7 protein-coding genes are annotated in these 11,984 nt (G+C 69.3%); 5 read left to right on the plus strand and 2 right to left on the minus strand.

The genetic code is table 11. From position 1 onward, the window contains the following. Window positions 1-2: 2 nt before the first annotated feature. Window positions 3-1,064: a succinyl-diaminopimelate desuccinylase gene (dapE, locus tag Q0Z83_RS53840; RefSeq protein WP_317791315.1), complete on the minus strand. Its 1,062-nt coding sequence runs from the start codon at window positions 1,062-1,064 to the stop codon at window positions 3-5. Window positions 1,065-1,303: 239 nt separating this feature from the next. Here dapE and argH point away from each other — a divergent pair, with 239 nt between their 5' ends. The 5 genes from argH (at window position 1,304) to Q0Z83_RS53865 (ending at window position 10,489) form a co-directional block, all read left to right on the plus strand. After that, window positions 1,304-2,734, plus strand: a complete 1,431-nt coding sequence (argH, locus tag Q0Z83_RS53845; RefSeq protein WP_317791316.1) for an argininosuccinate lyase — start codon at window positions 1,304-1,306, stop codon at window positions 2,732-2,734. 103 nt (window positions 2,735-2,837) lie between these two features. Next, the gene (locus Q0Z83_RS53850) at window positions 2,838-6,563 is read left to right on the plus strand and encodes a DUF4132 domain-containing protein (protein WP_317791317.1); all 3,726 of its coding nucleotides are present in this window, start codon (window positions 2,838-2,840) and stop codon (window positions 6,561-6,563) included. Between the two features lie 655 nt (window positions 6,564-7,218). Then, a complete protein-coding gene (locus tag Q0Z83_RS53855) occupies window positions 7,219-8,523 on the plus strand; it encodes an extracellular solute-binding protein (RefSeq protein WP_317791318.1) in 1,305 nt (434 codons plus the stop codon). A gap of 69 nt (window positions 8,524-8,592) precedes the next feature. Beyond that, window positions 8,593-9,582, plus strand: a complete 990-nt coding sequence (locus Q0Z83_RS53860; protein WP_378078830.1) for a carbohydrate ABC transporter permease — start codon at window positions 8,593-8,595, stop codon at window positions 9,580-9,582. Window positions 9,583-9,592: 10 nt separating this feature from the next. Beyond that, window positions 9,593-10,489 (plus strand): sugar ABC transporter permease, encoded by an 897-nt coding sequence (locus tag Q0Z83_RS53865; RefSeq protein WP_317791319.1) that lies wholly within the window; start codon window positions 9,593-9,595, stop codon window positions 10,487-10,489. A 114-nt stretch (window positions 10,490-10,603) separates the two neighbouring features. On the opposite strand, the gene Q0Z83_RS53870 is transcribed toward Q0Z83_RS53865, so the two are convergent. Next, window positions 10,604-11,653, minus strand: a complete 1,050-nt coding sequence (locus tag Q0Z83_RS53870) for a LacI family DNA-binding transcriptional regulator (protein WP_317791320.1) — start codon at window positions 11,651-11,653, stop codon at window positions 10,604-10,606. Between the last annotated feature and the right edge of the window lie 331 nt (window positions 11,654-11,984).

Consider the following 11,984-nt stretch of genomic DNA (forward strand, 5'->3'; position numbering starts at 1 on the left):
AGCTATGCCTTGAGCCAGGTGGTGAGCACGTGCAGGGCCTGCCGGATCTCCGGCACCAGCACGTGCTCACCGTCGGTGTGTGCCTGCAGCGGGTCACCCGGGCCGAAATTGACCGCCGGGACGCCCAGCCCGGCGAACCGCGACACGTCGGTCCAGCCCAACTTGGCCTGCGGTGTGCGGCCGACGAGCTCGACGAACTCCTTGGCGGCGGGCCGGTCCAGCCCCGGCCGCGAACCCGGCGCCGCGTCGGTCACCTCCAGCTCGAACCCGGCGAACACCGCACGCAGATGCGCCTCGGCCTCGGCCACGTCACGGTCCGGAGCGAACCGGTGGTTGATGTGGACCGTGCACAGGTCGGGGATCACGTTGCCGGCGATGCCGCCCTCGATCTTCACGGCGTTGAGCCCCTCGTGATACTGCAGACCGTCGACGATCGGCTGCCGGGGCACGTAGGCGCGCAGCACGTCGAGCACGGCGCCCGCGCTGTGGATGGCGTTGCTGCCCTTCCACGAGCGCGCCGAATGGGCCGCCACCCCGGGCACGGTGATCTTCACCCGCATGGTGCCCTGACAGCCGCCCTCGACCGTGCCGTCGGACGGCTCACCGAGGATCGCGAAGTCGCCGACCAGCCAGTCCGGGTGATTACGGACCAGTCGGCCGAGCCCGTTGAGTCGGGCCGCGACCTCCTCGTGGTCGTAGAACACATAGGTCACGTCATAGCGCGGCTCGGTCAGTGTCGCGGCCAGGTGCAGGGCCATCGCGACACCCGCCTTCATGTCGACGGTGCCGCGCCCGCGCAGCACGTCGCCGTCGACCACGACGGGCAGATTGTCGGCGATCGGCACGGTGTCGAGATGCCCGGCGATCACCACCCGGGTCGGTCGGCCCAGGGACGTCCGCGCCACCACCGCGTCACCATCACGCAGCACCTCGAGGTGCGGATAGGCGCGCAGGGCGCTCTCCACGGCGTCGGCCAGGGCCTTCTCGTCGCCACTTACGGACGGAATATCACAGATGGTCCGAGTGAGATCGACAACATCACCGGTCAGATCGAGGCTGGTCATGTTGCAAACTTATCAGATCAAGAGCATTTTTATGCGTACGGCTACGTGAGCCGCCTCGTGCGGCCCGCGAGGCCGACGGTCCGTCCCGGGCCCCGGCGCGTCCGCCGGGGCATGAGCGGTCCGTCACCGTTCCACCGGTCCGTCCCACCCAGCGCGATGGGACCGGGCCGGGCTCCGGGGTCCGGATCGCAGCGATAGGGTCAGGAAGGTAACGAAACGTGAGCGGACGAGGAGAAGGTGTGTCGGAGAGCGACGAGCCGACGAGGCTGTGGGGTGGCCGTTTCGCCGGTGGTCCGGCGGAGGCGCTCGCCCGGCTGAGCGTCAGCGTCCAGTTCGACTGGCGGCTCGCGCCGTACGATCTGCTGGCCTCCCGCGCGCACGCCCGGGTGCTGGCCAACGCGGGCCTGCTCGACGCCGACGAGCTGGGAAAGATCCTGGCCGCGCTGGATGATCTGGCGTCGGCCTGCGCGGCCGGCGAGTTCCGTCCCACGATCGAGGACGAGGACGTGCACACCGCCCTGGAGCGGGGCCTGCTGGAGCGCCTCGGCGCGCTCGGCGGCAAACTCCGGGCCGGCCGTTCCCGTAACGACCAGGTCGCCACCGACCTGCGGCTCTACCTGCGCGATCACGCCCGCGGGGTGGCCGTGGCGCTGATCGAGCTGGCCGACGCGCTGACCGAGCAGGCGGCCCGTAACGTCGACACCCCGGCCCCCGGCCTGACCCACGTGCAGCATGCGCAGCCGGTCAGCTTCGGCCACTGGCTGCTGGCGCACGTGCAGCCGCTGCTGCGTGACCTGGAGCGGCTGAAGGACTGGGACGCGCGGACCGCGATCAGCCCGTTGGGCTCGGGCGCGCTGGCCGGCTCGTCGCTGCCGCTGGACCCGGCGGCGGTCGCCAAGGAGCTGGGCTTCACCGCCCCCGCACAGAACTCGATGGACGCTGTCGCCGACCGTGACTTCGTGGCCGAGTTCCTCTTCGTGACCGCGCTGATCGGCGTGCACCTGTCCCGTCTCGGTGAGGAGGTCGTCCTCTGGACGTCGACCGAGTTCGGCTGGGTCGAGCTGGACGACGCCTTCGCCACCGGGTCGTCGATCATGCCGCAGAAGAAGAACGCGGACATCGCCGAGCTGGCCCGGGGTAAGAGCGGGCGTCTGGTCGGCGGTCTGGTCGCGGTGCTCACCATGCTCAAGGGGCTTCCCCTGACGTACGACCGGGACATGCAGGAGGACAAGGAGCCGGCCTTCGACGCGGTCGACACCCTGGAGCTGCTGCTGCCCGCGCTGGCCGGGATGGTCTCGACGATGACGGTCCGGGTGGACCGCCTGGCCGCGGCCGCCCCGGTGGGTTTCTCGTTGGCCACCGAGGTCGCCGACTGGCTGGTCCGCAAGGGTGTGCCGTTCCGTGACGCGCACGAGATCACCGGCAAACTGGTGGCTCTCTGCTCGGCCCGCGAGTGCGAGCTGGAGGACCTGACCGACGACGATCTGAAGACGGTCAGCGAGCACCTGGACCCGTCGGTGCGCGAGGTGCTGTCAGTGTCGTCGGCGCTGGCCGCCCGGACCACGCCCGGTTCGACGGGCCCCGGCCCGGTCGCCGACCAGCTCGCGACCGTGCAGCACAAGCTGGACAACTGGCGTCAGTGGGCGGTCGAGAAGGTCGTGCCCCGCTAGCCCTGACCGCCGGGCGGCCATCGACGGTGATCCGGGTCATAGTGGGACGGGAGCGGCTCCGGCCGCTCCCGTTTTTGTCGGGGGTGGCCGATAGCGTTCCGGCATGTCGTTCGAGTTGCCCGAGCCCTGGCCGACCCGGTTGCACCCGCGCCGCGGCGGCGCCGGTGTCCGCCCGGTCGAGCCCGAGCCACGCGCTCGTGAGGTCGTCGACGGGCAGATGCGGCAGCTGCCCGGCTTCGTCCCGGGTGTGATCGCGAGCGAGTTCACCGAGCCTGAGCTGCGTGAGGCCGCCACCGCCTGGAGCGCCGGAGATCCCACGGCGCCTCCCGTGGGAGCCGCGGTGGCCGCCTTCGCGGTGAGGCTGCTGGACTGGCAGGAGCACGTGCGATATCCGTGGTTCGCCGACCTGTGGCTGGCCGAGCGGGGCCTGCGATTCGCCGCCGAGGCGGCCGTGGAGCTGTTCTCGCTGATCCTGGTGGCCGAGGGCGACCGCCCACCACGCCGGGCCATCCGCCGCGACGGCACCGAGACGATGGGCGTGCGCCGCCGCCGGCCCGGCGACGAGCAGCGCACCCTGGCCCTCGCCTTCGATCCCGATCTCCAGGTGCTGCTACGGGTCCGCGCCGCCCTGGCCGCAGCCCCCGACGACCTGCACGCGGAGATAGTCGACGCACTCGCCGCCTACCGCGAACACGGTCCGCCCAGGTCCGGTCCGCCCGGGCAGGGTCCGCCCGGGCAGCGTCTGCCCGGGCGCGGCTTTTCCGAGCGTGGCCTGGGCGCGGGGGGCCTTCAGGTGCGATGCGCCACCTCGGTGCTGGTTCCGTCCCGGGTCGACTGGGTGGAGCACGATTGGGCGGAGGCCCTCGCCGAGCCCGGTTTCAACCGCGCCGCGATGCTGCTGGCCGCGATCAGCACGCCTGAGCAGGCGGCGGCCGCACGCGGTGCCTCCGGCTCGCTGACCGTCGGGTGGCCAGGCCTGAATGCCACTGTCGTCGACGGCCTGGGCCCCGCCGCCGCGTCCGGCCTCCTGCTGGACTGGTTCGACCGTCTGCCGCCGACCCGCACCGAGCCGCGCCGCGACCTGCTCGCGCTGCTGGCCGTGCTGCCGGGGGAGGAGACGATGCGGGGCCTGATCGATCGTCTCGACCAGAGGCACGTGCGAGAGGCGCTGACCGAGGCCGCCACCCGCTTTCCGGAGCCCGCACTGCGATTGTTGTCCGCCCCGTCCGGCAAGCCCCAGGTGACCGACCTGCTGTCCGCCCGAGTGCGCGCCGACCCGTCGCTGGCCGAGCGGGTCGCCACCACTCTGCCCACCGCCCAGGCCGCCCGCATCCGCGCTTGTCTGTCCGCTGCCGCCACGGTGGCGCCCGCCCCACCGGAGGCGCTGCCCCCGTTGCTGGCCGACCCGCCTTGGCGCCGTCGGCGAAAGGGCCCACCGGTCGTCCTCGACCTGACGGCCCCGGAGCCACCGACCACCGTGGAGTGGAAGCCGGGCGAGCGAGCCGAGTGGCTGTCCACCCCACTCGACCGGCCAGACGATCCGGTGTCTGCCGCAGGCCTGGGTGACCGGTTCGTCGGCGCCGGCCGGGACACCTCAGCCGGGGCTGCCTCCGCCGACACGAAGGACTGGGCTGGCTCGGCCGGCACGAAGGACTGGGCTGGAGTCGCCGGGCGGCTGGAGCGTGGCGAGGTGGTCGGCTGGCGTGAGGCGGCGGAGTTCTTCGTCGCCGGGCCGGAGGAGGTGGCACGGCCCCTGCTCGCCGAGTGGAAACCGGTGCCCGAGCCGGGCTGTGAGCCCTGGATGCGGCGGATCGTCGCCCGGTTCGAGGCGGACGCGTTGCCGCTCCTGCGGCGACTGGCCTTCCACGACTCGATGTTGTCCGGGCCGTTGATGCTGCCGTTCGTGTCGCCGGACATCCCGTGGCGGATGCAGGTCCGCCTGCATGACCGGGGGCGGACCGGCCAGGCGGCGCGTGCCTGGCTGGATCGGCAGCCCGGGTCGGCCGCGAGCCGGCTGATGCCGCGCGCGTTCGGCCCGGACGGCACCGCACGACGATCGGCGCAGCACACGCTGGTGTACATGGTGGCCACCGGTCACACGGAGATACTGCGTGAGGTCGCCGACTCCTACGGGCCGGAGACCAGGGCGGCCGTCGAGGAGTTGGTCACCATCGATCCGCTGGCGATCCTGCCGACGAGACTCCCCGCCATTCCGAAGTGGTTCGACCCGGCGCTGCTACCGCCGGTCCGGCTGCGGCGGCCCCGGCCACCGGCGACAAGGTCGCCGGAAGTCGTCGCCCTCACCTCCTCCGGATCGCCGCGAGTGGCGTCCGATGTCGAGGGGTGGGACGAGAGGGATCTCGTTCTGCCGACGGAGCGGCTGGGGCGGCCCCTGCCGACGGAGCGGCCGGGGCGGGCCTCCACGACCCCGCAGGTGGCGTCCGATGCTGAGGGGATGGCGGCCGTCGGTGACGAGCGGGATCTCGTTCTGCCGACGGAATCGCTGCGGGACCTGGCTATGGTGTTCGCCCTGCACAAACCTCTCGAACCGTATGCCGGCGTCGAAGTCGTCCGGGCGGCGTGTGAACCCGAGGACCTGGCCCGGTTCGCGTGGGGTCTGTTCGAGGCGTGGCTGGCCGCCGGCGCCGACGGGCGGCAGGGCTGGGCGCTCGACGCACTCGGGCTGGTCGGTGACGACGAGGTCGTGCGGCGGCTCACTCCGCTGATCATGGGGTGGCCGGGGCAGAGCGGGCATGCCCGGGCGGTCACCGGTCTGGGTGTTCTCGCGGACATCGGCACCGAGGTCGCGCTGGTGCATCTCCATCGGATCGCCGAGCGCACGCGGTATGCCGGTCTCCGTTCGGCCGCCCAGCGCCAGATCGACCAGGTCGCCGCCAGGATGGGCCTGTCCACCGAGCGGCTCGCCGACCGTCTGGTGCCGGATTTCGGGCTGGATGGGGACGGTGGTCTGACACTCGACTACGGACCGCGGAGTTTCGCGGTGCGGTTCGACGAAGAGTTGAAGCCGTGTGTCGTGGATTCCGGTGGCAAGGTCCTGAAGAACCTGCCGAAGCCCGGCGTTCGGGACGATGCCGAGCTCGCGCCGGCGGCCTACCAACGGTTCACGGTGCTGAAGAAGGACGTCCGAACGGTCGCCGCCGATCAGATCCGTCGCCTGGAGCGGGCCATGGTGACCGGTCGTCGCTGGCCGGAGGCCGAGTTCCGGCGTTTCCTCATCGAGCATCCGCTGCTGCGCCATCCGGCCCGGCGGCTGCTGTGGGGCCGGTTCGACGCGAGTGGTGTCCTGGTCGGAGCGTTCCGGGTGGCCGAGGACGGCACGTTCGCCGACGAACACGACGAGGAGACCAGGATCGCGGCTGGCCAGGTGGTGGGTGTGGTCCATCCGATCGATCTGGGCAGGACACTGCCGCGCTGGTCCGAGGTCTTCGCCGACTACCGGATCATGCAGCCGTTCGCTCAGCTGGGCCGGGAGACGGGCACGCTGACCGGGGAGGAGGCGGCCACCGGCCGGCTAGTCCGGTTCGAGGGGCTGCGGGTGCCGACCGGGGCCGTGCTCGGCCTGGAAAATCGCGGCTGGCGGCGGGAGCGGCCGATGGACGGTGGCGTCCAGGTTCAGATCACCGTGTCGCCTGTCGGAGGGGTGCAGTTCGTGCTGGATCTCGACCCGGGCATCGCGGTCGGCGCGGTCGACGTATTCCCGGAGCAGACCCTGGGCGCGGTGGGTTTCGGAGTCCGCGAGGCCGCCCGCAACGAGGTGGCGGTCTCCGAGGTGATCCGCGACCTGGAGGCACTGACCAGCACCCGATGACCCGACCGCCGACGCCCGCGTCGCCGAAGGCCGAGAGGGCTGCTTGCGCGAGGGTCGCCGGCCCCGGGACAGCGGGGAAACGGACGGCGACAGCGGTTAGGGGCGCGGCATGGGCGGCGCGGCCCGGGCGGCGCGGGGGGCGCGGCGGCGAGGGCGCGGCGGGAGCGCGCGGCGGGAGGGCGCGGCGGGGGCGCGGCGGGGGCGCGGCACGGCGGGGGCGCGGCGGGGGCAGGGCGTGGCGGTGGCGGCCGCGCCGCGACAGCGTGACGGTGACGGGCGATCCGCCCGTCACCGCCTTTTTACATGTCTGCCGCTTTCCACCGGTGCGGCGCCGACCAGCCGCCGGACCCGGGCATGGGCTTTCAGCTCTTTGTGCAAGAAGTTGCATCGAGGTCAAGCCGCAGAACTCCCCAGATGGCCGTCAAGCCGGTAAGTTGCTGTAACTCGCTTCCATGTCCGTCAGGTTCCGTGACCTGCCCTGGAAGGTAACAGAACCGCAGCTAGCAGCCCGTGATGTCGGAATCGTGAGGATTCTTGCTGCAACCGTGTTGCAAGTTGATTCGCAAGGGGTTTCTAACCCCGAAAGTTCTTGCTACGGTCCGGTCGTCACCAAGCAGGTCTTCACGGCACCAAGCAGGTCTTCAAGGAGCGCAACATGCGTCGCATAACCAAGGGACTGGCCGCTCTCTCCTCCGTGGCCCTCGCGTTCACCCTCGTGGCGTGCAGCGGCGACAAGGAACCGGCCGCGAGCGACAACAAGGCGGCCGACCCGGCTTCGCTCTCCGCAGAGCTCACGTGGTGGGACACGTCGGACGCCAAGAACGAGGGTCCGGTCTTCCAGGACTTGATCAAGCAGTTCAACGCGAAGTACCCGAACATCAAGATCAACTACCAGTCGGTGCCGTTCGCCGACGCGCAGAACAAGTTCAAGACGGCCGCCGCCGCCAAGACCGGCGCCCCGGACATCCTGCGCGCCGAGGTGGCCTGGGTTCCCGAGTTCGCGTCGCTGGGCTACCTGTACTCGCTGGACGACTCGGCGCTGCTCGCCGACGCGTCGGACTACAACGAGACCGCCCTGGCCTCGAACAAGTTCGACGGCAAGACCTACGGCGTCCCGCAGGTCACCGACAGCCTCGCGCTCCTCTACAACAAGGAGCTCGTCGAGAAGGCCGGTGTCACCGTCCCGAAGACCTGGGCCGAGTTGAAGACCGCCGCCCAGACCGTCAAGAAGAAGACCGGCGTGGAGGGCCTCTACGTCAACCCGGCCGGCTACTTCACCCTGCCGTTCCTGTACGGCGAGGGTGGTGACCTGGTCGACACCGCGAACAAGAAGATCGTGGTGAACTCCGCGCAGAACGTCGCCGGCCTGAACATCGCCAAGGACCTGATCGACAGCGGTGCCTCGGTCAAGCCGTCGGCGACCGACTCGTACGGCACGATGATGACCCTCTTCAAGGAGAAGAAGGTCGCCTTCATCGTCAACGGCCCGTGGGAGGTCGCGAACATGAAGGCCGCCCCGGCCTTCGGTGGCCTGGAGAACCTCGGCATCGCGCCGGTCCCGGCCGGTTCCGCCCGCGCCGGTGCCCCGATCGGTGGCCACAACTACGTCGTCTACTCGGGTGTCCCGCAGGAGAAGGCGGCCGCCGCCGTCGAGTTCATCAAGTTCATGAACTCCGCCGAGTCGCAGGCCGCCCTGGCCGACAAGCTGGGCGTGCTGCCGACCCGCAAGTCGGCCTACGACGTCGCTTCGGTCAAGAGCAACGCCGTGATCTCCGCCTTCAAGCCGGTCATCGAGTCGGCGGTGAACCGCCCGTGGATCCCGGAGGGTGGCCAGTTCTTCGGCCCGCTCGACACCATGGCCACCGAGGTCCTGGTCCAGAACAAGGACGCCAAGGCTTCGCTCGACGCCGTGGCCCAGAAGTACAAGGCCGAGGTCGTTCCCTCGTACGCCACCAACTGACGGTTCTGAACGCCGGCGCCGGCCCGTGAGGGTCGGCGCCCGCTTCGCTTCCTCTCTGGAGCACAGCTGATGAGCACTGTGACTGCCGGCGCGACGCCGAGGAGCAGTACGTTGCGGCGGAACTGGGACAAGCACTGGGCGGCCTGGGCGATGGTCGTTCCGGTCGTGGCTGTCTTGGCGGTTCTGATCTTCTATCCCCTGGTCAACGGCATCTGGCTGACCTTCACCAACCAGACCGAGGCCAACCAGCTCGCCGAGATCTGCACCAAGTCGATCACCGGTGGCGAGGTCTGCAAGGAGAACCCGAACGCCTGGTCGTTCGTGGGTCTGGACAACTACGTCAACGTCCTCACCGGCAAGATCGGCGAGTTCTGGCAGTGGACCGGGACCACCCTGATCTGGACCGTCGCGGGCGTGGCGTTCCACTACGGCCTCGGTCTCGGCCTGGCCGTCATGATCCACCGGGAGATGCGGTTCCGGGGTTTCTACCGCGTGCTGCTGGTGCTGCCGTGGGCGGTGCCGGCGTTCATCAGCGCCTTCGCCTGGAAGTTCCTCTTCAACGAGCAGCTCGGCCTGGTCAACTCGCTGCTCAACGCGGTCGGCATCGACTCGGTCGCCTGGTTCGCCGACAAGTGGACGGCACTGTTCGTCGCCGTGATCACCAATATCTGGCTGGGTGTGCCGTTCATGATGGTGGCCCTGCTGGGCGGCCTGCAGAGCATCCCGGAGGAGCTCTACGAGTCGGCCGAGATCGACGGTGCGACGCCGTGGCAGCGGTTCCGCAACATCACCCTGCCGGGTCTACGGCCGGTCAGCATGACGGTGATCCTGCTCGGCACGATCTGGACCTTCAACATGTTCCCGATCATCTTCCTGGTGACCGAGGGGCAGCCCGCCGGTGCGACCGAGATCCTGGTGACCGGCGCCTTCCGGGCCGCCTTCGAGGGCATCCGGAACTACTCGCTCGCCTCCACGTACGGCGTGCTGATCCTCTCGATCCTGCTCATCTTCTCGGTGTTCTACCGGCGGGTGCTGCGCAAGCAAGGCGAGGTTTGGTGACATGGCCCAGATGACCACGACCCCACCGATCGCGGTTTCCCGAAGCGACGCGCCGGCCCGGGTCAACAAGCCGCGTCGCGGCCGCCGCAGCCCCGCTGCGTCGATCGCGCTGCACGGCACGCTGATCCTGGCCTCGCTGATCGCGATCGGCCCGATCCTGTGGGTGGTGCTCTCCTCGTTCAAGCCCGGGTACGCCGTGCAGAGCACCGAGATCACCCTGGTCAAGGACCCGACGTTCGCGAACTACGAGTATGTGCTGTTCGAGACGAACTTCCCGTCCTGGTTCCTGAACTCGGTCATCGTGGCGAGCCTGACCATGCTGATCGGCATCTTCTTCTCGGCGACCACCGGGTACGCGCTGTCCCGGTTCAACTTCCCGGGCCGCCGCTCGCTGATGATGGTCTTCCTGATCACCCAGATGTTCCCGGTCTCCATCCTGATCGTCCCGATCTACGCGATCATGGCGAGCCTGGGCCTGATCAACACGCTCCCGTCGCTGGTCATCGCGTACCTGACGATCGCCGTGCCGTTCTGCGCGTGGATGCTCAAGGGCTACTTCGACTCGATCCCGACCTCGCTGGACGAGGCGGCGTCGTTGGACGGCTGCGGCCCGTTCCGGATCTTCTGGCGGGTCATCCTGCCGCTGGCCCGGCCGGCCATCGCGGTCACCGGTTTCTACGCCTTCCTGACCGCGTGGGGTGAGGTCGCATACGCGTCGGCGTTCATCCAGACCGACGACAAATACACCCTGGCGTACGGTCTGCAGCAGTTCGTGCCGCAGTTCAATCCGCAGTGGGAATACCTCACCGCGGCCGCCGTCCTGGTGACGATCCCGGCCGGAATCGTATTCCTCTTCGCCCAGAAGCATCTCGTGTCCGGTCTTACCGCCGGCGGCACGAAGGGCTGATTCAAACAGGCGTGTGGATTTCTCAGCGAAATCCACACGCCTGTTTCCGAAAATCCGGGAGAACGCTCTCACATCGTACGGACGACGGCTCGGCCGCCATCCGTACGATTTCGGTCAGGCGGCGGGAGTGGCGACCGGAATCTCGGAACGCATCGGAGCGATCGCCGTCGAGTTGCGAACCACCAGCTCGGGGTGGAAGAGGTATTCCGAGTGCGGCGCGCCGTGGCCGTTGATCTCGTCGACCAGGGACCGGACCGCGGCCACCGCCATCGAGGCCACCGGCTGGCGCAGTGTGGTCAGCGGCGGGTCGGTGAACGGGATCAGCGCCGAGTCGTCGAAGCCGATCACCGACACGTCCTCGGGAACCCGCAGGCCACGGCGACGGGCGGCCCGGATCGCGCCGAGCGCCATCATGTCCGACGCGCAGATGATGCCGGTCGCGCCCTTGGCCAGCAGCCGCTCGGCGGCGACCTCGCCACCCTCGACGCCGAACAGGGTCAACGAGACCAGGTCGTCGATCTCGGTGTCGGTCAGGCCCACCTCGCGCCTCATGGCGGCGCGGTAACCCTCCAGCTTGCGCTGGGTGTTGATGAACCGGTTGGGGCCGGAGATGATGCCGATCCGCCGGTGCCCGAGGGCCACCAGGTGGGTGACTCCGAGGTCGCCGGCGACCCGGTCGTCACACGAGACGAACGGTGCCTCCAGCTCCTTGGCGTAGCCGTTGACCAGCACGATCGGCAGCGGCCGGTCGAGCAGCCGCTGGTAGCGGGAGCGGTCGGAGGTGGTGTCGGCGGACAGCGAGGAGATGAAGACGATCCCGGAGACCTGCCGGTCCAGGAGCATCTCCACATACTCGTCCTCGGTGACGCCGCCCGGAGACTGGGTGCAGAGCACCGGTGTGTAGCCGTGTTGCGCCAGGGTCGACTCGATCACCTGGGCGAACGCGGGGAAGATCGGGTTGTCCAGCTCGGGGACGACCAGGCCGACCAGACCGGCACTGCGCTTGCGCAATCTTTCCGGCCGTTCGTAACCGAGGACGTCGAGTGCCGTCAGGACCGCTTGTCGGGTTTCAGCAGAGACGCCGGGGCGGTCGTTAATGACACGCGACACCGTCGCCTCACTGACCTGAGCCTGTTTGGCGATATCGGCCATTCGCGCACGCATGGGCTCACTCTAGTCGTCTGTAGTCTGCTCGGCATGGTCCTGAAAGGTCTTCCATTCCATGCAAGACCTTGCTAACGTCCCGGCAACAGGAGCGATACAGGCCGATCGGTCGATGGAACGCGTCCTGAACGGCTTTTCGGGTTTGTCGCCGCGGCGCGTCGTCGAGCCTGTCCTGGAGCACTCTACTCCGAGGGCGTCCGGCGGGCTTCCGCGGCAGACCGACGTCACGAAATATATAACTGTCAATCCGATACCACTGAATCGGAAGGGTGCGCAGTGGCACTCAACAGACCTTTACACCGCCGTCTGAAGCTGGGCGCCGCGCTGCTCA

This window comes from Actinoplanes sichuanensis (assembly GCF_033097365.1).
GTDB classification, from domain to species: Bacteria; Actinomycetota; Actinomycetes; order Mycobacteriales; family Micromonosporaceae; genus Actinoplanes; species Actinoplanes sichuanensis.

Coding starts and splice junctions, on each gene's coding strand:
- dapE (WP_317791315.1), bottom strand. CDS start 1,064: ATGACCAGCCTCGATCTGACCGGTGATGTTGTCGATCTCACTCGGACC.
- Q0Z83_RS53850 (WP_317791317.1), top strand. CDS start 2,838: ATGTCGTTCGAGTTGCCCGAGCCCTGGCCGACCCGGTTGCACCCGCGC.
- Q0Z83_RS53855 (WP_317791318.1), top strand. CDS start 7,219: ATGCGTCGCATAACCAAGGGACTGGCCGCTCTCTCCTCCGTGGCCCTC.
- Q0Z83_RS53860 (WP_378078830.1), top strand. CDS start 8,593: ATGAGCACTGTGACTGCCGGCGCGACGCCGAGGAGCAGTACGTTGCGG.
- Q0Z83_RS53865 (WP_317791319.1), top strand. CDS start 9,593: ATGACCACGACCCCACCGATCGCGGTTTCCCGAAGCGACGCGCCGGCC.
- Q0Z83_RS53870 (WP_317791320.1), bottom strand. CDS start 11,653: ATGCGTGCGCGAATGGCCGATATCGCCAAACAGGCTCAGGTCAGTGAG.